Genomic DNA, 25,827 nt, shown 5'->3' with positions numbered 1-25,827 from the left:
TGCGGCTCAGCCGTGCAGTCGCACCGGGATCTGCTGCCAGCCGTACGCGATGAACGACGGGACCTGGCGCAGTTCTTCCGCCTCGACGGCGAGGCGGAGGTCCGGGTAGCGGTCGAAGAGGGCGGGCAGGGCGGTGCGGGCCTCCAGGCGGGCGAGCGGGGCGCCGATGCAGCGGTGCACGCCGATGCCGAAGGACATGTGGTCGTCGGCGGCGTGGGTCGCGTCGAACTCCGAGGCCGTGGGCCCGTAGTGCTCGGGGTCGTAGCCCGAGGCGGCGTACGTGGTGAGGATGGCGTCGCCCGCCGGGATCGTCACCCCGTCGACGGTCACGTCGGTGACCGCGAAGCGCAGCGGCAGGCTGGCGATGGAGGGGTGCACGCGCAGCGTCTCGTCGATGACGGCGTCCCAGGCGATCTCGCCCGAGCGGACGGCGGCGAGCTGTTCGGGGTGGGTGAGCAGGGCGACGACCGCGTTGCCGATCAGGTTGACGGTCGTCTCGAAGCCGGCGCCGATGACGAGGAGCAGGGTGTAGAGCAGCTCCTCGTCGCTGAGCCGGTCGCCGTCCTCCGCGCGCACCCGCAGCAGCTCGGTAGTCATGTCGTCGCCGGGGTGCTCGGTGCGGTGGGCGATGATCGCCGGCAGCACGGTGGCGATCTGCTCCTGCACGAACGCGCCGTGCTCGGGGCTCGGGTCGGAAGTGTCCATGATGGCCGCGACGAGCCGCTCGACCGGGCCGAGCAAGTGGTCGGGGACGCCGAAGAGTTCGCAGATCAGCTGCATCGGCAGCTGGTTGGCGTACAGCGGGCGCAGATCCACGACCTCGTCGGAAGCCGCCGCGTCCAGGGCCGCGAGGAGCTCCTCGGTGATCTTCTCGACGCGGGGGCGCATCAGCTCGGTGCGGCGGGCGGTGAAGCTCGGCGCGACGAGCTTGCGCAGGCGCGTGTGGTCGGGGCCGTACGTGGAGAGCATGTTGACCACGCCGACCCAGCCGAGCACCCAGCCCCACTCGGGGTGTTCGCCGACCTCGGGCCAGAGCGACCAGTGCTTGCGCGGGTCCTTGCTCACCTGCGGGTCCAGGATCAGCGCCCGGAGGGTGTCGTAGCGGGTCGGTGCCCACGCCGGGATGCCGCCGGGCAGTTCGACGGGGACCACGGACCCCGCCGCGCGCAGTCGGGCGGCCTCGGCCGGCAGGTCGGCGCCGAACGGGTCGATGGCGATACGGGGCGAAGACGCGGTCTCGGTCACTCGGACGCTCCTGACTGGGATGCGGTACGGGGGACGAAGCGGACGGGCAGTTCCGTCAGGGAGCGGTGGAACGGCCCGGTGCGCCAGGTCAGTTGCTCGCGCGGGGTGGTCGGCTCCAGGTCGGGGAGCCACTGGGTGAGGCGTTCGATGGCCTCCGTGGCGATGAGCAGGGTGTGCTGCTTGACCGGACAGGAGTGCTCTCCGGCCGACCACGACAGGTGCGAGGCGTCCTGCGGGTGGCGGGCGGCCGGGGACCGCGTGGCCGCCTCCTCCGCGGTGAGTCCGATGGCCCCGTAGGAGATGACGACGGGGACGGCGGCGCGCACCCACACGCCGTGGAAAGTGAGCGGCTTGCGGGCGAAGTGGATGCCGTAGTTGGCCAGCGGTGTCTCGTGCCGCAGGACCTCGACGACCGCGTCCATGACGGGCCGGGAGCCGCTGGTCAGCGTCGAGTAGTACGCCGGGTTGCCGAGGATCCTTGACAGGGCGTTGGAGACGAGGTTGGCGGTGGGCTCGTGGCCCGCGCCGAGCATGAGGAAGACCTGCCAGGTGACCTCCTCGGGGGTGAGGCCGAGGGGGTGGTCGAGCAGCCAGCTGGTGAGGTCCTGGCCGCGCCGCGCGCTCTTGGCGGCGACGAGGTCCAGGATGTAGCGCCCGAACTCCTCCTCGCCGCGCGCCGCCTGCTCGCCGCCGTCCATCACGCGCGCGATGGCGTCCTGGAGCCGGTCGCTCTCGCTGTCGGGCAGTCCGAAGAGGTCGTTGAAGACCAGCGACATCAGCGGGCGGGCGAACTCGCTCACGAGGTCGGCCCGTCCCCGGGACGCCATCCGGGCGGCCAGCACGTCCACGGCGCGGTGCACGCGCTCGCGCAGGTCGTGCGGCTCCACCAGGTCGAAGGCGTCGGAGAGGGAGGTCCGGTAGCGGACGTGCAACTCGCCGTCGTTGAACAGGGCGTTGGGCCGCCACCGCATCATGCCGAGGATCGGCGCGTCGCCGTCGACGGTCTCCTCCCACGGCCGCGGGTCGTGCGACCAGGCCTCGGCGTCGTGGAGCAGGTCGAGGGCGGCCCGCCGGTCCGTGACGACGTACGCGGGGACGCCGGGGGCGAGTTCGGCGTGGCCGACCGGGCCCTGGGCGCGCAGGGTCTCGTAGTAGCTGTGCGGGTCGGCGGCGAAGCCGTCCTCCCACAGGCGGACCGGGGCGGACAGGTGGAAGTCCTCGGCCTGCGCGGGATACGTCATCGGGGCTCCGGGATGCTGCGGTCGATCAGGTGCTGCACGAGGGCGAGCAGGGCGTCGACGGAGGAGTGCGTGTCACGGGCGTCGCAGATCACCATCGGGGTGTCGTCGTCCAGGTCGAGGGAGATCCGCAGCTGCTCCTCGGTGTAACTCCGGGAGTCGGGGAAGGTGTTGAGGGCGACCGCGTACGGCAGCCCCGACTCCTCGACGAGGCCGAGGACCTCGAAGGACTCGTCGATCCTGCGGGTGTCGACCAGCACGAGGGCGCCGAGGGCGCCGTACGCGATGTCGTCCCACAGCGCACGGAAGCGCTCCTGTCCCGGCGTACCGAACAGGTAGAGGACGGCCCCGCCGTTGAGGCTGATCCGCCCGAAGTCGATGGCGACGGTCGTGGTCGTCTTCTCCCGCACGCCCGCGAGGTCGTCGACCGCGGCCGACGCCTCGGTGAGCTGCTCCTCGGTGTGCAGCGGGCGGATCTCGGAGACGGAGTCGATCAGGGTGGTCTTGCCCACCCCGAAGGGTCCTGTGACCAGGATCTTCACCAACTCCCGTGCGGTGTCCGGGAGATGCACGGCGCTTTTGGCGCCTGCGGGCGCGACGTCTGACGGCGCGGGCCCGGCGCCTGCCGGCGCGGACTTAGCGCTTGAGGGCGCGGAGGCCATCGGCGACTCTCTTCAGCAGATCGGGATCGGGCTGCGCGGCGGGCGGGACCGGCGGGCGGGCACCCACGAGCCCCTGGTCGATCAGTGCGGCGGCGAGCACCCGTACGGCGGAGACCGGCAGTTCGAGCAGGGCGGCGGACTCGACCACCGTGAGCGAGCCGCCGTCCAGGGTGCGCAGCAGGGCGTGCTGCGCTGCGGGCAGTCCTGTGGGCCAGGGCGCGCCGACGCCGGTCAGCACGGACAGCCGCTCCAGGCTGTTGCGGCTGGGCTGCGCGACCCCGCCGGTGGCGAGGTACGCGGGGACCAGCGGCCGGCCGCTCCGGCGGCCCGTCATACCCCAGTGCCGCCGGCGATGCCGCCGTCAGCCCCGCGGGGCGCGGCCGCCATGGCCTTCTCGCCGAGCCTGGCCACCTGCGAGTGGACGCGGTGGCCGAGCAGATCGAGCCGGACCTCGGGGTCACCGAAGGCGGCCACGCAGGTGCCGTGCGCGGTGGGCGCGACGAGGATGTAGCCGTGGTCGGACTCGATGACCACCTGGCGTACGTCCGCGGACTCCTGGTCGGCGAAGGCGGCCGCCGCGGTGCGACAGGCGCCCTGCACGGTGCTGGTGATGGCAGCGACGCGCTCCGCGGAAGCCTGCGTCAACGCCTCGGTGTACCCGGAGACCAGGCCGTCCCTGGTGAGCAGGACGGCGGCCTGGACGTGCGGGATCTCCAGGATCGGATCGAGGACCCAAGCGCTGTCGCCGAGGTCACGGCTACTCATCGGGGGTGTTCCCTTCACTGGTGCCGGGGCGGTCGCCCGCGGTGTCGTGCGGTTGCTGTGCGGCCTCGTCGCCTTCCGACGCGGTGCTCCGCGCCGCGGCGGTGGCCGCCTGCAGGGCGCCGAGCGCGGCGGCCTGCTCCTCGGGGCTGCGGTGCGCGGCGAGCCGCGGCTTGGCGGGTGCCGGGCGCGCGTCGGACTGTGCGTCAGGCTTCGCGCCGGGCTTCGCGTCGGTGCGGACCCGGCGGCGGCGCCGGGGCAGTTCGTCGCCATCGGTGAGCGGGGTGGCGTCCGGCCGAGTGGGTGTCACCACCAGGTCCGAGGCCGGGGCGGACGCGGACGTCACCGGCGCCTCGTCCGCCGCAAGGGCGTGGGTCGCGTCGTGGGAGACGTATGGCGTGGTGTCACGGGTGGACCGCGGAGCCGCGGCGGCCGGCCTGCGCCCCTCTGGGGCGATCCGGCACAGGAGGTGGTCCCGCACGAGCAGGACCGCCCGGACGCCGCCGTACGGCGAGGGCGACGACAGGTCGACGGACAGGTCGAACTGCCGGGTCAGCTGGCCGATCGCCGCGAGTCCCATGCGCGGCGGATCGCCGAGCTCCGACAGGAGGATGGGCTCCTCCCCCGCCACCATCCGCTGGGCATGGGCCCGTTCGTCGGAGCTCATGCCGACACCCGCGTCGTCGACGGTCACGCTGACGCCGTGGTGGACGCGCTCGAGGTGCACGCCCACGGTGGTGTCGGGCGAGGAGTGGCGCAAAGCGTTGTCGAGGAGCTCGGCCACGATGATGGCGACCGGCTCGACGGCGTGCGAGATGAGCCCGGTGCCGTCCTCGAGGTGGTTGTGGACCTCCACCCGCTCGTACCCGGCGAGCCGCGACTGGCCGCCGGTGACGGCCTCCACCAGGTACGACTCCCCGCGGGCGAGCCCGACCCAGGCCCCGCAGACCACGGCGGCGACCTGCGCACGGCGCAGCGACTGCTCGTTCTCGTGGTCGAGCGCGAACAGCGTCTGCGCCAACTCGGGGTCGTCGTAGCGCTCCTGGAGTCCGCGCAGGACGTCCTGCAGCCGGTACAGGCCCGCCTGGATCTCGCGCGTCGCACCACGCATCCCGGCGCGGGCGGCGGCGTCGACCCGCTTGCGCTCCTGGGCGATGGCGGTGCGCAGCCCGTCGAGCACGGCGTCGAGGCCGGCGGCCAGCTCCTTGCCGCCGAGTTCGGGCTGCAGGGGGCCCGGTACCTGGTAGTGCGGGTGGGCGGCGTGGGTGGCCGCGGCCGGCATGCGCGTGCCGGACAGGTGGGCGACCTCGGAGGCGAACGCCGCGGCGAGATCGTCGAGTTCCTCGCGGGCGGCCTCCAGCTCCTCGCGGGAGGCCTCGAGGCGGGAGCGGAGCGCATCGGTCTCGTCGCGCTGTCTGCCGCTGTGTTGACGGGCCTTCAGCAACCCGCCGCCGAGCACGAACGCCGACACGGTCCCGGCGGCCAGGGCACCCGCGGCCAGCTCGGGTATCTCAATCATGGATGCGGACCTCGAGGGGAACAGGGCGTGGGGGCCGACTGCGAGGAGGGGACGGGGTGGGGGTAGGAGGGAAGGCACGGAAGCCCGCCTGCCGCTTGCGACCCTACCTCCCACCACACGTTCGAGTGAAGCCGTCCAGGATCTTGAATCACGTCGTTCCGCGGGCGGGTTGGCGGCATTCGGGCGGATTTCCGCGCCCGGGCTCATATGGCCGTCGGCGCCCGCCCCTTTTCGTACACGACCAGGCCTTTCGACCGGCCCAGCGGCACCAGGACCAGCTCCACCACGACCGCCTTCCAGGCGTAGACGACATTGACGAGCTTGGTCGGATACACACACGGGAGATTCACCAGCACTGATCTCAACGGCACCCGCCGTCGGCGCGCCGCATAGATCAACGGCGGAAGCGTCAGTGCGAGTTCGGACCCGAGCCACCAGCCGAACGTCTCCACGGCCGGGCGTCCGAACCCGAGGGTGAGCACCAGGGGCGCGCCCCACCACAGCGGGGCGAGCAGAATCTCCATCAGCGCGAGGACCACCCACAGCGCGAGCATCGGTTTACGGAGCGCCAACTGCCCCGTGTGCAGCCGCACGTTCTGACAGAAGCCCGCCATCCACCGCCACACCTGCTTGCGCAGATACAGCAGGCTCTCCGGGTCGGCCGCCCTGGCCACCGCGTCACCCACGTACACCGCGCGCCGCCCCGCGATCTGCTCGGACCACGTGAAGTCCATGTCCTCCACGATGGTCCGCTCGGGGAACCCGCGCTCCCCGAGGGCGCTGCGCCGGAACATCGAGCAGCACCCCGAGCACACCATCGGGCTGCCCGCGCCCGCCTGGATCGGCCGCTGCCAGTGGAATCCGTGCAGATACTCCACCGACCGGCCGCGCTCCCACAGCGTCCGGGCGAACCGGGTCTGCACATTGCCCGCCGCGATCGTCACGCGCGGATCGGCGAAGACGGGCGCGACCTTCTCGATGTAGTCGGGCGCGAGCACGGTGTCCGCGTCCACCGCGAGCACGAGTTCCGAAGTGCAGTGCGGCAGCGCGTGGTTCTGCGCCTTCGCCTTGCTGCCGAGATTGCTCGGCGGGCGCAGCACTTCGGCGCCGTACCGTCTCGCGACCTCGCCGGTGGCGTCGACGGACGCGTCGTCCACCACGATCACCCTGCGCGGTGGCACGGTCTGCGCCGCGATCGACTCCAGGGTCGCCGGAAGCCCGGCCTCCTCGTTGTGCGCAGGCACGATCACTGTCACGTCATACATGTCCACGCCCCCGAACGAGCCGCCGCACCGCGGCCCTGAACAGCACGACGGCGCCCACCACCGCGTACACAAGAACACTCACTCCGACAACCGGCAGCCCACTGCCCATACCCGCTCCCCCGTCATCCGACCGGCCACTTCCCCGACCACTTCCTCGCTCCGGCACCTCGCCGTCGCACACCCATGAAGCTAGCCCGCCACGGGCCGAGAACCGCCGGGCCGCCGCAATCTGTGGACGACCCCGCGCCTGTGGACAACTGCGTGACACGAACGAGGAGTCACCCGCCAAAAACCCGAGTGCGCACACCCGCACCCCGCTGTCACCATTCCCCCATGGTTCACCCTCTCGAGCATCTGGTCGTCCGGCACACCCACCGTCTCCCCGCCCCCGAGGGCGCGGCCGGTGAAGGTGCCGTGGCCGCGCGGCAGTTCGATGCCGCGCTGATGTCCGTGGGCTTCAAGTTGTCCGCGCCGCTGCTGGAGCGGCTGGCCGGGCTGTCCGAGGGGGCGGTGGTCGATGTCGCCGTGCGGACGCTGAGCGGTGTGCGTGAGCTGGTCGGTGACCATGTGCGGCACAACACGTACTTCGTCGACTTCCCGGCGCATGTGCCGGACACCCTGGACTTCTGGATGCGGTGCATCCGTGAGGCGCTCGCCGACGACGACGCCCGCGAAGACACCCTCAAGCAGCTGAGCACCGGCGTGGTGAATCTGCTGACGCTGCCGTCCTACGGCCGCTACCAGCACACGTACACCGAAATGCTCGGCCACCACGACGAGTTGATCGCGGCGGCCGGTGACCGGATGACGGTGCTGCATCTCGGGCAGGACGCGTCGGCCGAGGTGCGCGAGCTGTACCTGAAACTCGCGGGCAGCCGCACACCGCTGGGCGAGGACGACCTTCGTGACCTCGACGCGCTGGCGGCGCACTGCGTGGACGGCCCGCAGCCCGAGGAGATCCCCGTGCGGGAGAACCGCGCGGTCATCAACAAGGCTCGCCTGCGGGCGGGTTCGGGGCTGCTTCTCGACACCGTCACCGATGTGCTGCGTCTCGCCTGCGCGTTGGCGGGTCCGGACGGCGACGTGTCCCTCGTCGAGCCCACCAGGTTCGGGAAGCTGTCGCGGCCCACCCGCCGGGCGCTCCTCGCGGGTCTGGACGCGGTGGTCGCCACGGCGCCCGCGAAGCTCGCCGATGTGGCCGCGCACCGGGAGATGTGGAAGCGGCTCGGCGAGCGGCTGCACCCGCACGAGTTCCCCCAGTGGCCGTACGCCGCCCAGGTGTTCGCGGTGGCACGCGGCGAGCAGCGGGTACGCACCTTCGCGAGCCGGACCGAGGAGCTGCTCGACCGGGGCGACCTGGCCGGTGCGGTGGAGCTGCTGAAGTCCGCGCCGGGTGTGCTGCTGCGGTCCGTGGACCGGCTGCTGCGCTCGGCCCGCACGGACGAGGAGTGCACGGCCGTGCTCACCGGCGTCGAGGAGGCCGTCCCGCAGGTTTCCGGACGGGTCCTGCTCTCGGTGCGCCAGCACCTGCTGAACCGCGGCGACCGGCTCGAACGGGCAGGTGCGCACCGGGTGTTCATCAACCGTCTCGGGCGCGCCTGGGTCGCCGAGGACACCCGACCCGCGCTGCCGGGTCCCGTCAAGGAGCGGCTGACCGGGCTGCTCGACGCGGAGATCGCGCGCCGGCTGCCGGAGGCCGACGCAGTGCTCGTCGACCCGGACGTCCTCGATGTCGCGCTGCCGCTCAGCGGCAAGGCGGTCTCGGCCGGGCTCGGTGTGCTGCCGCGCGGTTCGGTGTCTCCGGTCGAGGGTGAGCTGCTGCGGTTCTTCGTGTACTGGAAGCAGCAGAGCCTGACCACCGACTACGACCTGTCCGCGGTGATACTCGACGAGAACTACGAGCAGGTCACCTGGCTCTCGTACACCCAACTGACGGACGTGGAGGGGCGGCACTCCGGGGACATCGTCGAAGCGCCCAAGGGCGCCTCGGAGTTCATCGAGCTGCGGCTCGGGGCGGTGCGCGGCAGCTTCGTCGTTCCGCAGGTCCTGCTGTTCTCCGGGGAGGGCTTCATGGACGTCGAGGAGTCGTTCTTCGGGTTCATGCTGCGGGAGGGCGAGCAGAAGGGGCGGCCGTTCGAACCGCGCACCGTGCGGATGAAGTCGGATCTGCGCGGCCCCGGCCGGGTGGCGCTGCCGCTGGTGTTCCGGCGCGGCGCGGACGGCCAATGGTGCGCGCACTGGCTGCACTTGTACCTCAAGGGCATGCCGGCCGCGAACCGCGTCGAGGAGACCCGGGTGACGGTGGAGGCGCTGGCGCGCGGCATCGTCGAGCGCGAATACCTGACCGTACGCTGGCTGTTGGGCCTGATGGGCGATGCGGAGGTGACCTCGTGGGACGGCGGGAGCGTTCCGGAAGGGCCGGTCACCTACATAGGGATGCAGCGCCCCGAAGGGCTGCACCCCGAGTCGCGGATCCTCACCCCGGAAAATCTGCGCGACGCGATCCCTGAGTGATTGGTAGCGTCAAGCGCGGTGAGGCCATGAAGAGGCTTCCTTCTCAACTCCTTTCAATGAAATTAGCCTCCTCGCTTTCCTCACCGCCGACTTCGAGTCCCCGGCGCCACGCGCTGGGGACTTCGTCGTGTCTCCTACGGAGCGGGTTCCGGCGCGTGGCCAATGTGCACGGCGCCGCGGAAGCGGTCCGCCGAGACGGCGGCCATCTCGTCGAGCGGGGCATCGGCGACGGGCAGCAGATGGGCGTCGACCCAGGTGTCCCCCGCCGCCGCGCTCGCCCACGGGTCCTCGATCACGACGGCTCCGGGGACGACGCCGTGGCAGAGCACCCAGTGCGGCACGTCGAAGCCCTGCATCGCGGCGAGCGAGACCAGGAGCAGGACGTGTTCCTGCCGGCCGAGCGCGGCGCGGATCGCGGCCAGGGAGAAGTGGTGTGCGTCGACGGGGACGCCGAGGTGTGCGGCCTGCGTGCGTGACTCCCGTTGCAGCAGGGCGCGCCACTCCTGTTCGTTGTCCGGGAGATGGTCGAGCAGGACGGGGCGGTCCACGTCGAGATGGACCGTGACGGGCGTCGACGGCCACGCCCGGCGCACGGCGACACCAAGTCCTACGGGCTCGCACGCAAGGAAGTTGGTCGCGTCGCGCCACAGCGTCAGCTCCGCCCGGCGGTCCAGCTCCTCGGGCGGCAGTGTTCCCGCGTGCGCCTGGGCCAGCAGGGCGGTGACGGCGCCGCATGTGAAGTGGGTGGTCTGCCCGTAGTACGGGGGCTCACTCAGCACGCCGTCGTGCAGCCAGCGTACGTATCCGGTGGCGGGCCCTGCCGTGTCACCGGGGGCAGGCCCTGTCGCGTCACCCGTAGCCGGCTCCGTCGCGTCGTCGGCCGGCGTGAGCGGTGCACGCAGCGGGGTGAAGCCGGCAGCCGCGGCGTCCTCCGAACTGGCCGTCCAGCCCTCCCACTTGACCTGCGCGAGGCCCTGGTCGCGTGCGTGGACGACGACGGCCGCGACAGCCGCCTGCACATCACCGACGGCGTCGACGATCTTCAGATAGGCGGTGCCCGGGCGCGCCGACACGAGCGCGGCGCCGATCCAGTCCGCGCCATCACCATCGCCCTCGCCACCCGGGACGGCGACGATGTGCGGGGCATGGGCGGAGCGGTCGACCGCGTGCCAACGCTCCGGCACGTCGAGGTGGGCGAGGCGGCTCAGCAGGGCCGGTGGCGTATCGGACTCGAACGGGACGACGATGATGGGGTGCACGAGGGCTTCCTTGACGGGGGACGTTCTGCGGCGCGGCGTCATGCGCGGGACTTCCGGAGCACCCACACGAAGTACGGGGCGCCGACCAGCGCGATCATGAGGCCCGCCGGCATCTGGGCGGGTGCGACGAGCGTGCGGCCGATGGCGTCGGCCACGCAGACCAGCACCGCGCCGAGCAGCATCGCGACGGGGATGGCCCGACCATGCCGGGCGCCGACCAGCGACCGGGCGAGGTGCGGGGCGACGAGCCCGACGAAGCCGACGACGCCGACGGCGACCACGCTGAGCGCCGCGAGCACGGCGGCGATCGCCAGCGCGGTGAAGCGGGTGCGTTCGACCTTGACGCCGACGATGCGCGGGGTGTCCTCGTCGACGGCGAGCAGGTCGAGCCGCTCACGCATGGCGAGCAGCACGGGCAGCGCGAGCGCCAGGGCCACCGCTACCGGGACGACATCGGGAAACGTGCGGCCGTAGGTCGTACCGGAGAGCCAGGTGAAGATGCGGGGCGTGTTGTACGGGTCGGCGCGCAGGAGGAGGAAGGTGGTGACGGCGCTGAGTCCGTATCCGCAGCCGATGCCGATCAGTACGAACCGGTCGGGCAGGAAGCCCCCGCGCCACGACAGCAGGGCGACCACCGCGAACGTGGCGAGCCCCGCCGCGACCGCCACCACGATGAGCACCGGCCGCCCGCCGGGCAGGCCGGACGTGACGACGCTCGCCGCGCCGAGCCCGGCGCCCGCCGTGATGCCCAGCACCCCGGGCTCCGCCAACGGGTTGCGCACCGCGCCCTGCACGATGCATCCGGCCAGCCCGAGCGCCGCGCCTGCGAACACCGCGGCGGTCACGCGCGGGACCCGGTCGTCGAGCGCCTGCCCGATCAGATCCGGCGCCAGGCCCTGCGCCCAGAGCACGATGTCCCCGGTCCGCAGCCAGAGACTGCCCGCGAGGACCGCCACGACGGCCGCCACGGCCAGCAGCGCCACCGCGCAGGCCACGACGAGGAGGAACGCGCGCCGCGACCGTGCGGCGACCCGCGCATGCGGCGGCCTCGCAGCCTGGCCCGTGTCCCGCAGGCGCAGCGCGAGCACCACGATCACGACGGAGCCGAGCAGCGCGGTCGGCACACCGGTGGGGATGGCGGCCGCACCGTCCGCGCCCTGCACCGCGCGCAGGCCCGCGTCCGCGAGCAGGATGAGCAGCGCGCCGAGCAGCCCGGCCGCGGGCACCGAGTACAGGTGCCGGCGCAGCGCCCGGACCCGCCCGGCGATCAGGCGGACCAGGACGGGTGCGCCGAGGCCGACGAAGCCGATCGGCCCCGCGAGGGTGACCGCCGTACTGGTCAGCAGCACCGCACACAGCACGGCGGTCACACGGGTGGTCCGGATCGGGACGCCGAGGGTGGCCGCGGTGTCGTCGCCGAGGTTCATCACGTCGAGTCGCCGGGACAGCGCGAGACCGAGACACAGCACCACGGCCACGAGTGGCCAGGCGCGCACGGCCGCGTCGATGTTCAGCTGCGCGAGCGAACCGCTCCCCCAGGCGAAGAGGCCGGTCGTGTTCTGGTTGAAGAGGATGAGGAGCGCCCCGGTCGCCGCGTCCAGGGCCAACGCCGTCGCCGATCCGGCGAGGATGAGGCGGGTGCCCGCGGTGCCGGCCGCCCGGCCCGCGAGCAGCAGCACGAGCGCCGCCGCGGTCAGGCCGCCGACGAAGGCAACGACGCCGGACGCCCACAGCGGGACGGCGAGACCGAAGGCCGCGACGAGCGTGAGGGTGAAGTAGGCGCCGGCCGTGACCGCGAGGGTGTCGGGCGAGGCGAGGGCGTTGCGCGTGACGGACTGGAGCAGCGCTCCGGCGGCGCCGAGGGCGAACCCGACCGCCACGCCCGCGAGCAGGCGCGGCAGGCGCGAGCCGGTGAAGATCTCACCGACCGGCGCCCCACCGGTGTGCTCCCGCCCTCCGGCGAGATACCGCACCAGGTCCCCGACACCGACACCCGAAGTGCCCTGCGTCAGATGCCACATACCCACCAGGACGGTCGCGACGAGGAGCACCGCGAGAACGGCGATCCCGGCGGCACCCGGCTCCTTGGGGCGGTGGGGCGCGCCCCCTTCGTGCGACGGGCCCACCCCGTGTGGCGCGCGCACCTCTTGCCGTGTGCCCATCTCAGGCGGTGCGCCCACCTCTTGCGATGTGCTCACTTCGTGCGATGCGCTCACTTCTTGTCGAGTACGTCGACGTACGCGTCGATCGCCTGCTCGGTGGAGCGCGGACCGCCGGCGCCCCACACCCGCGCCGGGAACGAGTGCGCGCGGCCTTCCTTCACGGCCGGGATCGTCTTCCAGATCGGGTTCTTCTTCAGCGCCGCGACGTAGCCCCCCGCGCCTTCGTCGTTGGCGTAGAAGAGGTTGGCGTCGCCCACCGCGGTGAGTCCCTCGACGTCGGTCTGGGCGAGGCCGTACGACTTGTCGACGCCGCCGTCCCCGTGATTCTTGTTGACGGACTTGGTCCACGCCGGGTTCATGCCGAGTTCCTTGCCTATCTCGGTGAACAGGGCGCCGTCGCTGTAGGGCCGGACGGTGAGGTTGCCGCCCTGCAGCCATCCGTCGAAGAACAGGAAGTCCTTCGTGGGCAGATCGGCGTCGGTGACCTTCTTCTTCGCCGTCGCCAGGTGGTCGTCGAACTCCTTGAGCACCTGGTCGGCCCGCTCGGTGCGGCCCGTCGCCTCGCCGATCATGCTGAACACGTTCCGCATGTTGCCGATCGGGTCCTTCGGGTCGGCCCCCTTGGTGACCATCACGGGGACCTTCCGCTTCTCCAGCTTCTTGACGGTCTCGTCGTCGGCGTCGAACGCCTCGACCACGACGAGGTCGGGCTTCGCAGCGTAGAGGGTGTCGAGGTCGGGCTCCTCACGGGTGCCGATGTCGGTCACCCCGCTGGGCAGCTTCTCGGCGCTGACCCAGGTGCTGTACCCCTTCGCGTCGGACACGGCGGTGGGCGTGACGCACAGCGTCAGCGCGTCCTCGACCTGCTGCCACTCCAGGACCGCGATCCGCTTGGCGGGCTTGTCGAGCTTCACGGTGCGGCCGACGCCGTCCTTGAAGGAGACCGGCTTCGTCGAGGTGGCCGTGGTGTCCGAGGCGCAGTCCTTCGACGCGGGCGACGCACTGGCCCCGCCGCCCTCGGCCTTGGCGGCGTTGTCTACGTCGGTCGTGCCGCAGGCCGTCGCGGCGAGGAGGACGAGCCCGGTGGAGGCCGACGCCGTCAGGAGACGGGCACGGTTCATGAAGGGGCCTCTTTCTTGAGATGTGTCGGAGGTACGTACGTGTTCGTGGGGAGGGAAGGCGGATGTTCCGCCCCAGGCCTCAGGCGGCGTGCCGCCCGAGGGGATCGATACGAAGGCGGCCGGTGCGGGCGTCCACGCTGACATCGACCCGGATGTCGTAGACCTCGCCGATGTTCTCGGCGGTGAGGACGTCCGCGGGTGCGCCCGCCGCGTGCACGCGTCCGGAGCGCATCAGGACCAGCGTGTCCGCGACACGGGACGCCTGGTCGAGGTCGTGCAGCACGATCCCGACCGCGATGCCGTGCTCCTCGACGAGATCGCGCACCAGGTCGAGCGTCTCGAACTGGTAGCGCAGGTCCAGGTGGTTGGTCGGTTCGTCGAGCAGGACGACGCCGGTGTCCTGGGCGAGGCAGGCCGCAAGCCAGACACGTTGCATCTCGCCGCCGGACAGTTCCCCGACCGGGCGTCCCGCCATGTCCCGTACGCCGGTGACACCCATGGCACGGTCGATGGCGGCCCGGTCCTCGGCGGTCGGTCCCGCGAAGCCGCGGCGGTAGGGGTGGCGCCCGAAGGCGACGACCTCCGCGACCGTCAGCCCCTGGGGCGCGGGCCTCGACTGGGAGAACAGCGTGACCTCACGGGCGAACTGGCGGGCACTGAGCAGCGCCGCGTCACGCTCGGACGGGCCGTCGGGAGCGCCGAGTGTCACCCGGCCGTCCTCCACCCGGTGCAGCCGGGACAGCGCCCGCAGCAGCGTTGACTTGCCACTGCCGTTGGGCCCCACCAGGGCGGTCGCGCGGCCGGGGGCCAGGTCGATCGAGACACCATGGACGACCGGCTTGCCGTCGTAACGCAGCACCAGGTCATGCCCGTTGAGGGCGGTGCCCTCCTGCGCGTCGGGAGTGACAACCGAACGCTCGGTGGGCCGAGGAGAGCGCGTGAACATCGACGAATCCCGGTGGTCGGAAGGGCAGGGGTCGCGGCACCCTCCGACCGGCCGTCACCGGCCGGGCCGCGAACTCACCCGCGTACGGGCAGCGCCGTGCACGTCGAGCACCAACTAAGGGTTACCTAACTCCGAGCAGGTTATATTCCGGCCGCCGCGTCGACAATCACGCGTTCTGGACACCCGATACGGGATTCCGGACATCACCCGGGGCGCCGTCGGCGTCGTCCTCGCCGTCAGCCGCCGCGAAGAACGCGCCCGGTGTGGTGCCCATGACCCGCCGGAACGCGGCGATGAAGGAGCTGGACCGGGCATAGCCCAATGTCTCGGAGATCGTCAGCACGTCGAAGCCCTCGGAGAGCAGCGTCAGCGCGCGGTGCACCCGCAGCAGCTGCCGCCACTGCGCGAACGAGAGGCCTGTGGCCTGGCGGAACGCGCGGGTGACCGTCCGGTCGCTGATCCCGAGCCGCGCTGCCCACTCCTCCAGCGAGCGGGGGTCGCCGGGGTCGTCAAGCAGGGCTTCGGCGATCGGATCGATCCGGGGGTCGTTGGGCAGCTGGAGGGAGAACTGGCGCTCCGACGGCCGCAGCACGTCGAACACGACCGACTCCGCCCGCGCCCTCGCCGCCTCGTCGAGGTCGGTGCGGGACAGATGGATCAGCAGCGACTCGAGCAGTGGCGTCATCGCGATCGCCTTCGGTTCCCCAACCGCGAACGGCGTGCGGTCCGGGGCGAAGAAGGCGTCGTGGAACTGCGCACCCGCCGTCGACCGGCCCCCGTGCGCCACTCCGGCGGGCATCCACAGACCGTGCCCCTCGGACACGGTGAAGACGCGATCCCCGACGCGGGACGTCAGCGTTCCGCCACGTACCCAGACGAGTTCGTGGAAGGGGTGCGAGTGCGGGGCCCACTCGGTGGGAACGCGGGGAATTCGGAACCCGGCGGTGATGGTGAAAGGAGCCGCGCCTTGCTCCGGGGGTGCCTCGACCGGCCGCACGTCGGCGCCCGCCCCGTGCGGCGACGCCCCGGGGCTCGTCTCACCACGGGACGTTCGGATCATGCGCACGAGTCTATCCGCGGCGCCGGCAGCCACCCCTCACACGTTCCGCTCCTCCAGCCGGTGCGGGTGGGCCGGATAGACGCCGAGTACGCGGACCTCGGACGAGAAGAAGCTCAGCTCGTGCAGGGCGAGCGCGACACGGGGTTCGTCGGGGTGCCCCTCGATCTCGACGTAGAAGCAGCTCGGGTTGAGCCCCGCCCCCATCTGATAGCTCTCGATCTTGGTGAGGTTCACCCCACTGCTGGCGAAGCCCCCGAGCGCCTTGTACAGCGCACTCGGGATGTTCCGCACGGCGAAGAACAGGCTCGTCATGGTCGGCCCGCCCTCCAGGGGCGCGAATTCGGCGTCACGGGACAGGACGACGAACCGCGTGGTGTTGTCCGGGTCGTCCTCGACACCGGCCTGCAACACCTCCAGGCCGTAGTGCCCGGCTGCGGCCGGCGGGGCAAGCGCCGCGTGCCTCGGGTCGCCCAGTTCCGCCACCTCGCGGGCGGCCCCCGCGGTGTCGTCACTGACCCGCGTACGCCACCCGCCCGCGCGCACCACCTTCCGGCACTGCCCCAGCGCGTGCACATGGCTGCGGACGCACTCCACCTGACCGAGCGACGTCCCCGGCACCCCCATGAGGTCGAAGCGGATGGCATGGAAGTACTCGCCGATCACGAACAGGCCCGACTCCGGCAGCAGATGGTGCACATCGGCGACACGGCCGGCCGCGGAATTGTCCACCGGAATCACCGCCAGGTCGGCGGAGCCCAACGTCACCGCGTCCAGCGCCTGCTCGAAGCTGACGCAGGGCAGTTCCGTGCACCCCGGGAACAGCCTCTGGGCGACGGTCGCCGAGTTGGAGGCGTGTTCGCCTTGATACGCGATGCTGGTCACAGGGTTTCACCTTCGGTGCGGAGGCCGTTGCCATCGTTCAGGGGACTCAACAGGAGGTCCAACTCTTTCATCCCGGCGCCTGGAGCCCCCGGCCAGGACGTTACGCCCCCGCCATCCGGCACACTGGAGGCCCATCGCTCCGTCCGCCCGTGCACGTCGTCGCGCCCGGGTGGACGCCCGGCCCCCGAAGGAGCCCCCGCGTGAAGCGCCCCACCGCCCGCGACGTCGCCCAGCTCGCCGGCGTCTCGCGTGCAGCCGTGTCGTTCGTCTTCAGCGGGCGGGCCGAGGGGAATCTGTCGGCCCGGACGCAGCAGCGGATCAAGGAGGCGGCGGACACGCTCGGCTACCGGCCGGACGAGGTGGCGCGGTCCCTGCGCGCGGCGCGTACGGGGGTGATCGGGATGCTCAGCGACTCGATCGCGACGAGCCCCTTCGCCGGACGCATGGTGCTCGGCGCGATGGAAGCGGCGCGTGCGCGCGGGCACCAGGTGCTGCTGATGGAGTCGGGCAGCGACGGCGCGGCGGAGGCCGAGGCGGTCGCCGAACTGCGCGCACGCCGCGTCGACGGGTTCGTCTACGCGGCCATGGAACTCAACGCGACGGACGTCCCCGAGGGCCTGGACCCGGCACGCACGGTGCTCGCCAACTGCCTTCCCCGCAAGACGAGTTCGTACGCCGCCGTGGTGGCGGACGAGCGGGCCGGCGGTCGCGGAGCCGTCGATGTGCTGCTCGCGGCGGGGCACCGGGACATCGCGCTGGTGGGCGGACCCGAAGGGAACATCGCCGCCGACGACCGCGCCCTCGGCTTCGCCGACGGCCTGCGCGCTGCGGGTGTGCCGGTGCGCGCCAAGCGGCGGTTGCGAGTCGGCTGGCAGATCGACGAGGGGTACGCCGCCGCGCTGCGCCTGCTGGACGTGGCGAAGCCACCGACGGCCGTGGTGTGTGCCAACGACCGTGTGGCGACAGGGGTGTTGCTCGCCGCCGCCCGACTGGGAATCTCCGTCCCCGAGCGACTTTCGGTGGTCGGGTACGACGACCAGGACCAGATGGCCGCACACCTGGTCCCGGCCCTCACGACCGTGGCACTGCCGCACCATGCAATGGGCGCGGCAGCCGTGGACACACTGCTCGACGCGGTGGAGTCCGGCGGCCCTGTCCCGGCGGGGCACGTACGCCGCCTGGAGTGCCCGGTCGTCGCACGCGCGTCGGTGGTGGCCCCCACCGACGCCTGAACGTCAAACGCCGTACGGGTAGGGCAAGTTGAGATCCCACCCTTGCCCGAGGACATCCCAAAAGAGGCGAGGCGGGCTAACGTCTCAACAAACGGCGAGCGGCAAGCGGCTGCCGACCACGATCGGGAGGTTCCCCATGCTGAAGCAGGTAGCAGAAGGGGTACTGGTCCACCAGAGCGAGTTGCTCCAGAACAACACCGTTGTGGTGGAGGGCACGGATGGGGTGCTGCTCGTGGACCCCGGGATCACAGGCGACGAAATGCTCTGCCTGGCGAACGACCTCGCCAAGTTCGGCCGACCGGTGACCGCGGGCTTCTCGACGCACCCCGATTGGGATCACGTGCTCTGGCACGCCGAACTTGGCGAAGCACCTCGCTACGGCACGGCCCGCTGCGCGGCAGAAATGGAAGACCTCCTGTCGCACGCGGACTGGAAGACCCGCATCACCGAGGGGCTGCCGCCGGAAATCGCCGCGGAAACACCCCTGGACCTGTTCGGCCTCATCACGCCTCTGCCTGCCGGAACGGTACGGCTCCCCTGGGACGGCCCCGAAGTCCGGATCATCGAACACCCGGGCCACGCCCCTGGCCATGCGGCGCTGCTGATCCCGCACAGCAGCGTTCTCGTCGCGGGCGACATGCTCTCCGACGTCCTCATCCCGATGCTCGACGAGTCCGCCGCCCCGATCGAGGACTACCTGGTGAGCCTGCACCTGCTCGAGGACGCGTCGGCCGACGTCGACGCCCTCATCCCCGGCCACGGATCCACCGCCGACGCAACTCAGACACGCACCCGCATCCACCAGGACCGGGCCTACATCCACGCCCTCCAGGCCGGCCTCACCCCCGACGACCCACGCCTCGGCGCATCATCGCCGCCCGGCTGGGAGTGGGTGAACGACGTGCACGAGGGACAGGCCCAGAGCATCGCGCGGCGAGGTGGGGGCACCCATTGACGAACAACTGCTGTCCTTCCAATGCATTCATCCTACGCATACTGCAAATAGGTTGATAAAGGGCAAGAATAGAAACTCTCAGCAGTGAACCAGAGTTGAACGCAGGCCGACTCCCTCGTTCTTCAATGGAGACTGCTCGTGTCTGGGATCAATCTGTCAATTCCCGCCGCCCGACCTGTCATCGGCGAAGCCGAGATCGGAGCCGCCGTACGTGTGCTGCGAAGCGGCCTTGTCATTCAGGGGCCGGAGGTCGCCGCATTCGAGGAGGAATTCTCGGAGCTGGTCGGGGACCGTACCTGTGTCGCCGTCAACTCCGGCACCTCCGCACTGCAGTTGAGTCTGATGGCGCTCGGTATCGGGCCCGGTGACGAAGTGGTGGTGCCCTCCTTCTCGTTCGCCGCCACGGCCAACGCGGTGCGTCTGGTGGGAGCCGTACCGGTCTTCGCCGACATCACGGCCGACACCTACTGCCTCGACCCGGATGCGGTGTCGGCGGCGATCGGCCCGCGCACCACGGCACTGATCCCCGTACACCTGTACGGGCACCCGGCCGCCATGGACCGGCTGATGCCGCTCGCCGAGCGTCACGGTCTCGCCGTCGTCGAGGACGCCTGCCAGGCGCACGGCGCCGCGCTGCACGGCACCCCCGTCGGATCGTTCGGCCAGGCCGGATGCTTCAGCTTCTATCCGACGAAGAACATGCACGCGCTCGAGGGCGGCATGATCAGCACCCCCGACCAGCAACTGGCGCGTACGCTGCGGCTGCTCAGAAATCAGGGCATGGAGCAGCGGTACGAGAACGAGATCGTCGGCGCCAATCTGCGCATGACCGACGTCGCGGCGGCCGTGGGCCGGGTGCAGCTGGCGCAGCTGCCGGCCTGGACCGAGCAGCGGCGGGCCAACGCGAAGGTGCTCGACTCCCGTATCGAGGGGCTCGCCACGCCCCACGTGGCAGACGGGGCCCGGCACGTCTACCACCAGTACACGGTCGCCGTCCCCGACGGCCGCAGGGATGCCGTGCGGCAGGAACTGGCGGCGGAGGGCATCGGCAGCGCGGTGTACTACCCGACGCCGATCCACCGGCTGACGCCGTTCCGCGACCCGGCCGGGCCGTCGCTGCCGGAGACGGACCGCGCTGCCGCGTCGGTGCTGTCGTTGCCGGTCCATCCCACCCTCGGGCAGGGCGATCTGGAGCGCATCGCCCGGGCCGTGAGCATCGCCGGTGGTGTCCGATGAGCCGGCGGACACTGCGTGCGGGGCTTGTCGGTCTTGGCGCGATGGGGCGCAACCACGCCCGAGTGCTGTCGTCGCTCGACGGCGTCGAACTCGTCGGTGTCATGGACCCGGCGGGAGATCCCACGGGGGCTTCCCGCGGTGCCCCGGTCGTCGCCACGCTGCCCGAACTGCTGGCGCTCGGCCTCGACTACGCCGTCGTCGCCTGCCCCACGGTGCTGCACGAGGAGGTCGGCATCGCCCTGGCCGCGAACGGCGTGTGCGCACTGATCGAGAAGCCGCTCGCCCACTCAGCGGTCGCGGCCCGACGCCTGACCGACGCCTTCGCCGGGGCCCGCTTGACCGCCGGCGTCGGGCACATCGAGCGCTTCAACCCGGCGCTGCAGAGCCTGCGTTCGCGGCTTGAGGCGGGCGAGCTCGGCGAAATGTTCCAGGTGGTCACGCGGCGACAGGGGCCCTTCCCGCCGCGCATCGCGGACGTGGGCGTCGTCAAGGACCTGGCGACCCACGACATCGATCTCACCAGCTGGGTGACGGGATGCCGCTACGCCTCCGTGGCCGCCCGTACCGTGTCCAAGAGCGGCCGCCCGCACGAGGACATGGTCGCGGTCGTCGGTGAACTCACGGACGGCACCATGGTCAGCCATCTCGTGAACTGGCTCAGCCCGCTCAAGGAGCGCTTCACGGCGGTCACCGGCGAGCGCGGCTGCTTCATCGCGGACACCCTCACCGCGGATCTCACCTTCCATGCCAACGGCGCCTTCGCCACGGAGTGGGAAGCACTGAGCGCCTTCCGCGGAGCCACCGAGGGCGACATGATCCGGTACGCGATTCCCAAGCGCGAGCCCCTGGTGGTCGAGCACGAGCGGTTCCGCGACGCCGTCGAAGGCAAGGCCATGGACATCGTCACCCTCGACCAGGGGCTGCAGACGGTGGAGGTCGCCGAGGTGGTCCTGGACTCGGCGCGGCGGAAGGTGTCCCTGCCCCTTCAGAACCCGCAGCCGCGGAATCCGCTGCCGACCGGCCGGCGGTCCTGAGGCACCGGCTACGACTCCCGAACCGGCTCGACCTCGGCCGGGCTCTGGGCCACCGGTGCGGCGGGCTCCTTGAAGACCCACCACCGGAACGCGGCGTAATTCGCCACCGCGTTGATGACGGTCGACGTCGTCTTCGCCGCGACGTACGCCAGGCCCAGAGCGGTCAGCCCGGTGACCGTGGCCACGGTTGCGCAGTAGTTCAGTGCGACGAGCGCGAGATATTTCGCAAAGGCCGGGCCGGCCAGCGCGCCACTCCGGAAGACGAACGATCTGTTCAACCCGAAATTGACCGCCAGTACGGTGACGAACGCCAGGGTGGTGGCCACGGCCAATGGCATATGGAGTACACCGTGGAACAGGACCAGCGTTCCGACATCGATGGTGTAGCACACCCCTCCCACCAGGAGGAATCTCGTCGCACCGGCATCTGAGAGGCGGCGTACCGAATTCCATGTCCTCCGAATGATTTCTGTTACCTTCCTCCGCGCTCGATGCCGTCGTGGCAGACAGGTTCCGGGAAAGAACCGTGAGAGGGTTTTTCCTCGTGTATCAGAACACGAAAATCGCCGTTGTGGTTCCGGCGTACAACGAGGAAAAACTGATCGCCCGAACGATCAGGACCATGCCCGATTTCGTGGACCACATCGTGGTGGTCGACGACGCCAGCAGCGACGAGACGTCCTCCGAGGCGACCGGCGCCGGGGACCCGCGCATGGTTCTCATCCGGCACGAGACCAACACCGGGGTCGGTGGAGCGGTGTGCGACGGGCATCAGGAGGCGCTGCGCCTCGGCTGCGACGTCTCGGTGGTCATGGCCGGTGACGGGCAGATGGATCCGGCCTACCTGCCTGCCCTGCTCGCCCCGATCTGCGACGGGACCGCGCTGTTCACCAAGGCCAACCGCTTCTACTCCCGCGACTCCTACCAGGGCATGCCGAAACACCGGATTCTCGGGAACATCGTTCTCTCGTTCATGACCAAGCTGGCGTCCGGATACTGGCACCTGTTCGACCCTCAGAACGGGTACACCGCGATCCACAGAACAGCACTGGAAAGGCTGAACCTCGACCGCGTGGCCAAGGACTACTCGTTCGAGAACGACCTGCTGATCAACCTGAACATCCTCCGCATCCCGGCCTGCGACGTCCCCATTCCCGCCGTCTACGGGAACGAGGTGTCAACGATGCGCATGCACAAGGTGATTCCCGCGCTGATGACGCAGCTGACGCGTGGCATCGGTCGGCGCGTCGTACTGAAGTACGTCGTCTTCTCCTTCTCGCCGATCGCTCTGCTGCTCCTGGCGGGAATGTCCCTGGTCGCCTTCGGCGGCGTGGCGAGCACCTGGGTGCTGTTCCACACGCTCGGGCCCGCGAGTGCCAGCGCGGGAAGTGTCCTGCTGGCAACTCTGCCGATCCTCACCGGAATTCACTTCCTCATCGGCGCCCTCATGCTCGATATCCAGGAGAGTCCGGACCGTCGGGCCGCCACAGCCGCCACCGCCGCCACCGCCGCAATCGGCAGCCCTGTTTGAATCAGGATTCCGTGAGAACGCCGTCCTTCTCGGTGTGCAGCACGCCGGTGTGCGGGCACTCCCACACGCCGGGCGCATCGGGGAGTTCACGGAGCCGGTGCCCGGCGCGGCCCACCCAGCCGATGCGACGGGCCGGGACGCCGGCGACGAGGGCGAAGTCGGGCACGTCCCGCGTCACCGTGGCGCCGGCGGCGACCATGGCCCAGCGGCCCACACGGACCGGAGCCACGCAGACCGAGCGCGCGCCGAGCGAGGCACCCTCGGCGACCACGACCCCCACGGGCTCCCAGTCGGCGCGCCCCTTGGGCCGCCCCTCGGGATCGACCGAGCGCGGGTTGTGGTCGTTGGTCAGAACGACGGCGGGACCGACGAAGACTCCGTCGCCGAGCTCCGCCGGCTCGTAGACGAGCGCGAGGTTCTGAATCTTGACCCCGTCGCCGATCCGGACGCCGGGGCCGACATAGGCGCCCCGCCCCACCACGCAGTTGTCCCCGAGCACGGCGTGCTCACGGATCTGGGCGAGCTCCCACACGGCAGTGCCGGGGCCCAGTGCGGCCGACGCGTCGACCTGGGCCCCGGCTGCCGTGCGGACCGGTTCGGGTGACAGTTCACTTCGCTGCTTCATGTGTTGTGGAACGACCCGACGGGCGTCCGGGTGCGGGAACGTCCCTCGTCCGCCGCTACCAGATCGTCGGATAGGCGCCGCGGACGGGCCCGAGGACGACGCACTCCGTCTCGGCCTCGTCGCACAGGTGCAGCGTGAACGAGTGCTGGACGGTGCCGTAGAAGTAGCCGACGACCATCCCTCCCGCCTCCACCGTTTCCTTGACCTTGCCGGACTCGGGCCCGCCGGTCACATCCACGTACCAGACCGTGTAGGTCATCTCCTGCTCGCCGCCGTTGGTGATGACGTACTGGAGACCGGTCACGTCCTGCACCTCACGTGCGTTGACGCAGACCCGCGTGGTGCCCAGCTCACCGCACACGCTGCTGGGCGGCGGCTCCTCGCGCGCGGGCTCCGCTTCGGCGGCCGCTGTGGGAAGACCCAGCGCGAGCGTCGACGCCGCCGCGCCGGCGAGCACGGTGCGTCGTGAGATCTGCTTCATGTTCTCTTCTCTCCGTCGGGCGTGGGTCGGGCCGGGTCACGGGGATCAGGCCACCGCTTGCGTGAAGACGTTCTGCAGGATCTTTTGGACCGCGGTGTCGTTCGGGACGCTGCCGGTGAAGGTCAGCGAACCGGCCGAGAACACCCAGCCCTTGGTGCCGAGGGGCGGGACATAGAGCATTTCGGCGCCGCCCGTCTTGTTGAGTCCTTCCGCGACGAGCACGGAACCGGGCACGGCGACCGGCCGGCGGTCGACCTCCCAGCCGCTGGCGGCGATGGCGTCGGAGACGCTGCCGAAGACGTCTCCCTCGCTCAGTCCGGTGCCCTCCGTGAAGGGATTGTTGGCGGTGTCGCGCACCTGGTACGGCGAGAAGCTCATGTACGTCGGCTGGTAGTAGGCCACACCCAGGATCTGTGCCTCGGACTGTCCGGAGTCCGCGTAGACGTCCCGGCTGCCGTTGGCCTTCCGGTAGACGACGGCGTTGCCGTCCGCCGTGTACTGCACCCGTTCGTAGATGCCGTTGCCGCCCAGGTAGATGATGCGTCCGCCGTTGTTCTGGAAGGCGACAAGGTTGTCCCGCGCGGCCTGCGAGAAGTACTCGGGGTGTGTGGTCAGGACCAGCGCCTTGTAGTTGCCGCCCTGGGCGGGCGTCCGCAGCCAGGTGGAGCCCGTCGCGTGCAGGTCGGTGTCGGCGTAGCAGTCGTAGGAGACGTTCTTGGAGGTCATCCAGCGAAGCAGCTTCAGGTCGCTGTGGAGCAGGTGGTCGATGATGCCGGGGGCCGTCCGGTAGACGTTGTCCCACGAGGTGCCCATGTTGGGGCGGCGCATGGAGACGGTGCGCTGGGCACCGGCCTGGCCGCTCGTGTACTGGTTGTGCCCGCCCCAGAAGTTGTAGGCGTTGTACGTGTTGGTGGGCACCAGGACGGCGATCTGCCGCTGCGGGGTCGAGGGCCGCACGACGAACATCACGTTGTGCTCTTTGCCCTGGGGCGATTTCAACTGTGAGGCGTAGACGCCCGAGGGCCAGCTCGCCCCCGTCCCCACGGAGACGGAGAAGGACTGGCTCCACCCGCATCCCGCGCTGTGGTATCCGCTCTGCAGCGGCTGGAACCGCCCGGTCCTGCTTGCGGGTTGGGTGACGACGACGGGGGCGCCCGTGGCCGGGGCGAGGCGCACGGTGGAGGAGGTGTACGACGGGAAGGTCGTCGAGACGTGGACGCCGAGACTCGTGCCCTGCCGCGCGGACACCGAGGCCGGATACCCCTGCAGCGCCGCGCATTCCTCGCGGGTGAAGCCCGAACCGACCACGGTCCCGGACCCGGCGGCCCATTGGACGCCGCTGGTGTTCACGGTCTCGGAGTTGAGCAGGCGGTACCACTGGAGCCGGCTGTCGGGCCCCGGCGGGTTGGCCGTGTTCGTCTGGATCTTGTAGATGGCACCGGAACCGTTGGAGAAGAGTCCCCTCTCGAACGGTCCCAGAATGGTGGTGTCGACGGCCTCGCCACCGTTCGCCCACTTGAAGCTTCCGTCCGTCCCGAGGTAACGGAACCAACTGAGCGCGCTGCCGTGCCGTGTTCCGTAAATCACCCCGTTGGGGTCGGCGAAGAGCTGAGTGTAGGGCTGCCATTGCATACCGATCCTGGCACCGGAATTGGCCGCCCATTTGAAGGAGCCGTTGGTGCCGGTGTATTTGTACCAGCGCAGGTCTCCGTTGCCCTCCTGGGCGTAGAAGACGTTGTTCCAACCGCCGATCACCCGGGGGAAGTTCCACTGGGTGCCGATCCGGGTGCCGCTCGCCGAGTGCCAGCTTCCGGCGCCGGTGGAGCTGTTGGACAGGATGTACCGGTACCAGAGCAGGTCACCGTTGGGCAGGAACGCGAAGAGCTGTCCGTCCGCCGCGGCCAGGACGGAACGGAACTTCTGCCAGCCGCCGTTCCCGATGACGCGGCCGGATCCGGAGTTCGCCCAGGACGCCGGGGTGCCGGTGCTCCAGTTGGTGTGCCGATACCAATAGAGCTTCCCGTCCGCCTGAATCCCATAAATGATTCCGTTGCCGCCGGGCACCAGATTCAAGAACCGTTGTTGCGGGTCGTAGGCC

General features: G+C 70.7%; 23 protein-coding genes. 6 read left to right on the top strand and 17 right to left on the bottom strand.

What is annotated here, in order from left to right; all coding sequences use genetic code 11:
- Nucleotides 1–6 precede the first annotated feature (6 nt).
- The 7 genes from ACYSUO_RS07010 to ACYSUO_RS06980 all read right to left on the bottom strand — a co-directional run bounded on the left by ACYSUO_RS07010 (nt 7) and on the right by ACYSUO_RS06980 (nt 6,691).
- A complete protein-coding gene (locus ACYSUO_RS07010; protein ID WP_461775130.1) occupies nt 7–1,245 on the bottom strand; it encodes a cytochrome P450 family protein in 1,239 nt (412 codons plus the stop codon).
- Nucleotides 1,242–2,486: a cytochrome P450 family protein gene (locus ACYSUO_RS07005; protein ID WP_461775129.1), complete on the bottom strand. Its 1,245-nt coding sequence runs from the start codon at nt 2,484–2,486 to the stop codon at nt 1,242–1,244. Before ACYSUO_RS07005 ends, ACYSUO_RS07010 begins: the two co-directional genes overlap by 4 nt.
- Nucleotides 2,483–3,145, bottom strand: a complete 663-nt coding sequence (locus ACYSUO_RS07000; RefSeq protein ID WP_461775128.1) for a GTP-binding protein — start codon at nt 3,143–3,145, stop codon at nt 2,483–2,485. Before ACYSUO_RS07000 ends, ACYSUO_RS07005 begins: the two co-directional genes overlap by 4 nt.
- Nucleotides 3,120–3,479, bottom strand: a complete 360-nt coding sequence (locus ACYSUO_RS06995; RefSeq protein ID WP_461775127.1) for a DUF742 domain-containing protein — start codon at nt 3,477–3,479, stop codon at nt 3,120–3,122. The genes ACYSUO_RS07000 and ACYSUO_RS06995 overlap by 26 nt, the downstream gene beginning before the upstream one ends.
- Entirely contained in the window at nt 3,476–3,910 is a 435-nt protein-coding gene (locus ACYSUO_RS06990; RefSeq protein ID WP_461775126.1) for a roadblock/LC7 domain-containing protein, read from the bottom strand. The genes ACYSUO_RS06995 and ACYSUO_RS06990 overlap by 4 nt, the downstream gene beginning before the upstream one ends.
- The gene (locus ACYSUO_RS06985) at nt 3,903–5,426 is read right to left on the bottom strand and encodes an ATP-binding protein (RefSeq protein ID WP_461775125.1); all 1,524 of its coding nucleotides are present in this window, start codon (nt 5,424–5,426) and stop codon (nt 3,903–3,905) included. The genes ACYSUO_RS06990 and ACYSUO_RS06985 overlap by 8 nt, the downstream gene beginning before the upstream one ends.
- Before the next feature lie 203 nt (nt 5,427–5,629).
- Entirely contained in the window at nt 5,630–6,691 is a 1,062-nt protein-coding gene (locus ACYSUO_RS06980) for a glycosyltransferase family 2 protein (protein WP_461775124.1), read from the bottom strand.
- A gap of 333 nt (nt 6,692–7,024) precedes the next feature.
- Here ACYSUO_RS06980 and ACYSUO_RS06975 point away from each other — a divergent pair, with 333 nt between their 5' ends.
- Nucleotides 7,025–9,205 carry a TerD family protein gene (locus ACYSUO_RS06975; RefSeq protein WP_461775123.1) on the top strand — a complete coding sequence of 727 codons (2,181 nt, stop codon included), beginning with the start codon at nt 7,025–7,027 and terminating at the stop codon, nt 9,203–9,205.
- A 134-nt stretch (nt 9,206–9,339) separates the two neighbouring features.
- Here the strand turns inward: ACYSUO_RS06975 and ACYSUO_RS06970 are convergent, their stop codons facing one another.
- The 6 genes from ACYSUO_RS06970 to ACYSUO_RS06945 form a co-directional block, all read right to left on the bottom strand.
- Entirely contained in the window at nt 9,340–10,506 is a 1,167-nt protein-coding gene (locus ACYSUO_RS06970; protein WP_461775122.1) for a peptidase C39 family protein, read from the bottom strand.
- A complete protein-coding gene (locus ACYSUO_RS06965; RefSeq protein WP_461775121.1) occupies nt 10,503–12,626 on the bottom strand; it encodes an iron ABC transporter permease in 2,124 nt (707 codons plus the stop codon). The genes ACYSUO_RS06970 and ACYSUO_RS06965 overlap by 4 nt, the downstream gene beginning before the upstream one ends.
- Before the next feature lie 50 nt (nt 12,627–12,676).
- The gene (locus ACYSUO_RS06960) at nt 12,677–13,747 is read right to left on the bottom strand and encodes an ABC transporter substrate-binding protein (RefSeq protein ID WP_461775120.1); all 1,071 of its coding nucleotides are present in this window, start codon (nt 13,745–13,747) and stop codon (nt 12,677–12,679) included.
- Between the two features lie 79 nt (nt 13,748–13,826).
- Nucleotides 13,827–14,693 (bottom strand): ABC transporter ATP-binding protein, encoded by an 867-nt coding sequence (locus ACYSUO_RS06955; RefSeq protein ID WP_461775119.1) that lies wholly within the window; start codon nt 14,691–14,693, stop codon nt 13,827–13,829.
- 166 nt (nt 14,694–14,859) lie between these two features.
- Entirely contained in the window at nt 14,860–15,753 is an 894-nt protein-coding gene (locus tag ACYSUO_RS06950; protein WP_461775118.1) for a helix-turn-helix domain-containing protein, read from the bottom strand.
- 36 nt (nt 15,754–15,789) lie between these two features.
- A complete protein-coding gene (locus ACYSUO_RS06945; RefSeq protein ID WP_461775117.1) occupies nt 15,790–16,635 on the bottom strand; it encodes a prephenate dehydratase in 846 nt (281 codons plus the stop codon).
- A 200-nt stretch (nt 16,636–16,835) separates the two neighbouring features.
- On the opposite strand from ACYSUO_RS06945, the gene ACYSUO_RS06940 reads away from it, so the two are divergent.
- The 4 genes from ACYSUO_RS06940 to ACYSUO_RS06925 all read left to right on the top strand — a co-directional run bounded on the left by ACYSUO_RS06940 (nt 16,836) and on the right by ACYSUO_RS06925 (nt 21,092).
- Complete coding sequence (locus ACYSUO_RS06940; RefSeq protein ID WP_461775116.1) at nt 16,836–17,867, top strand: LacI family DNA-binding transcriptional regulator; 1,032 nt, start codon at nt 16,836–16,838, stop codon at nt 17,865–17,867.
- 136 nt (nt 17,868–18,003) lie between these two features.
- Nucleotides 18,004–18,822, top strand: a complete 819-nt coding sequence (locus tag ACYSUO_RS06935) for an MBL fold metallo-hydrolase (RefSeq protein WP_461775115.1) — start codon at nt 18,004–18,006, stop codon at nt 18,820–18,822.
- 138 nt (nt 18,823–18,960) lie between these two features.
- Nucleotides 18,961–20,058, top strand: a complete 1,098-nt coding sequence (locus ACYSUO_RS06930) for a DegT/DnrJ/EryC1/StrS family aminotransferase (protein WP_461775114.1) — start codon at nt 18,961–18,963, stop codon at nt 20,056–20,058.
- Complete coding sequence (locus ACYSUO_RS06925) at nt 20,055–21,092, top strand: Gfo/Idh/MocA family oxidoreductase (protein WP_461775113.1); 1,038 nt, start codon at nt 20,055–20,057, stop codon at nt 21,090–21,092. The genes ACYSUO_RS06930 and ACYSUO_RS06925 overlap by 4 nt, the downstream gene beginning before the upstream one ends.
- Nucleotides 21,093–21,100: 8 nt before the next feature.
- On the opposite strand, the gene ACYSUO_RS06920 is transcribed toward ACYSUO_RS06925, so the two are convergent.
- Complete coding sequence (locus ACYSUO_RS06920; RefSeq protein WP_461775112.1) at nt 21,101–21,493, bottom strand: GtrA family protein; 393 nt, start codon at nt 21,491–21,493, stop codon at nt 21,101–21,103.
- A gap of 98 nt (nt 21,494–21,591) precedes the next feature.
- Between ACYSUO_RS06920 and ACYSUO_RS06915 the strand changes: the two genes are divergently transcribed.
- A complete protein-coding gene (locus ACYSUO_RS06915; RefSeq protein WP_461775111.1) occupies nt 21,592–22,623 on the top strand; it encodes a glycosyltransferase family 2 protein in 1,032 nt (343 codons plus the stop codon).
- Nucleotide 22,624: 1 nt separating this feature from the next.
- Here ACYSUO_RS06915 and ACYSUO_RS06910 read toward each other — a convergent pair whose 3' ends face one another.
- The 3 genes from ACYSUO_RS06910 to ACYSUO_RS06900 are packed head-to-tail and all read right to left on the bottom strand — an operon-like array spanning nt 22,625 to nt 25,793.
- On the bottom strand, nt 22,625–23,248 hold the full coding sequence (locus ACYSUO_RS06910; protein WP_461775110.1) for an acyltransferase: 624 nt from the start codon (nt 23,246–23,248) through the stop codon (nt 22,625–22,627).
- Nucleotides 23,249–23,303: 55 nt separating this feature from the next.
- On the bottom strand, nt 23,304–23,729 hold the full coding sequence (locus tag ACYSUO_RS06905; protein ID WP_461775109.1) for a hypothetical protein: 426 nt from the start codon (nt 23,727–23,729) through the stop codon (nt 23,304–23,306).
- A 45-nt stretch (nt 23,730–23,774) separates the two neighbouring features.
- A complete protein-coding gene (locus tag ACYSUO_RS06900; protein ID WP_461775174.1) occupies nt 23,775–25,793 on the bottom strand; it encodes a N,N-dimethylformamidase beta subunit family domain-containing protein in 2,019 nt (672 codons plus the stop codon).
- Nucleotides 25,794–25,827 lie beyond the last annotated feature (34 nt).

It is taken from the genome of Streptomyces sp. UC4497, assembly GCF_054871485.1.
Note: the sequence above shows the minus strand (reverse complement) of the source record. Positions and strands in the feature narration are given on the sequence as shown.

Excerpts from the sequence above, each read along its gene's own strand:
- ACYSUO_RS06935 (WP_461775115.1), top strand. The coding sequence starts at position 18,004 with ATGCTGAAGCAGGTAGCAGAAGGGGTACTGGTCCACCAGAGCGAGTTG.
- ACYSUO_RS06905 (WP_461775109.1), bottom strand. The coding sequence starts at position 23,729 with ATGAAGCAGATCTCACGACGCACCGTGCTCGCCGGCGCGGCGGCGTCG.
- ACYSUO_RS06955 (WP_461775119.1), bottom strand. The coding sequence starts at position 14,693 with ATGTTCACGCGCTCTCCTCGGCCCACCGAGCGTTCGGTTGTCACTCCC.
- ACYSUO_RS06980 (WP_461775124.1), bottom strand. The coding sequence starts at position 6,691 with ATGTATGACGTGACAGTGATCGTGCCTGCGCACAACGAGGAGGCCGGG.
- ACYSUO_RS06990 (WP_461775126.1), bottom strand. The coding sequence starts at position 3,910 with ATGAGTAGCCGTGACCTCGGCGACAGCGCTTGGGTCCTCGATCCGATC.
- ACYSUO_RS06985 (WP_461775125.1), bottom strand. The coding sequence starts at position 5,426 with ATGATTGAGATACCCGAGCTGGCCGCGGGTGCCCTGGCCGCCGGGACC.
- ACYSUO_RS07000 (WP_461775128.1), bottom strand. The coding sequence starts at position 3,145 with ATGGCCTCCGCGCCCTCAAGCGCTAAGTCCGCGCCGGCAGGCGCCGGG.
- ACYSUO_RS06925 (WP_461775113.1), top strand. The coding sequence starts at position 20,055 with ATGAGCCGGCGGACACTGCGTGCGGGGCTTGTCGGTCTTGGCGCGATG.
- ACYSUO_RS06960 (WP_461775120.1), bottom strand. The coding sequence starts at position 13,747 with ATGAACCGTGCCCGTCTCCTGACGGCGTCGGCCTCCACCGGGCTCGTC.
- ACYSUO_RS06975 (WP_461775123.1), top strand. The coding sequence starts at position 7,025 with ATGGTTCACCCTCTCGAGCATCTGGTCGTCCGGCACACCCACCGTCTC.
- ACYSUO_RS06910 (WP_461775110.1), bottom strand. The coding sequence starts at position 23,248 with ATGAAGCAGCGAAGTGAACTGTCACCCGAACCGGTCCGCACGGCAGCC.
- ACYSUO_RS06970 (WP_461775122.1), bottom strand. The coding sequence starts at position 10,506 with ATGACGCCGCGCCGCAGAACGTCCCCCGTCAAGGAAGCCCTCGTGCAC.
- ACYSUO_RS06995 (WP_461775127.1), bottom strand. The coding sequence starts at position 3,479 with ATGACGGGCCGCCGGAGCGGCCGGCCGCTGGTCCCCGCGTACCTCGCC.
- ACYSUO_RS06950 (WP_461775118.1), bottom strand. The coding sequence starts at position 15,753 with ATGATCCGAACGTCCCGTGGTGAGACGAGCCCCGGGGCGTCGCCGCAC.
- ACYSUO_RS06965 (WP_461775121.1), bottom strand. The coding sequence starts at position 12,626 with ATGGGCACACGGCAAGAGGTGCGCGCGCCACACGGGGTGGGCCCGTCG.
- ACYSUO_RS07005 (WP_461775129.1), bottom strand. The coding sequence starts at position 2,486 with ATGACGTATCCCGCGCAGGCCGAGGACTTCCACCTGTCCGCCCCGGTC.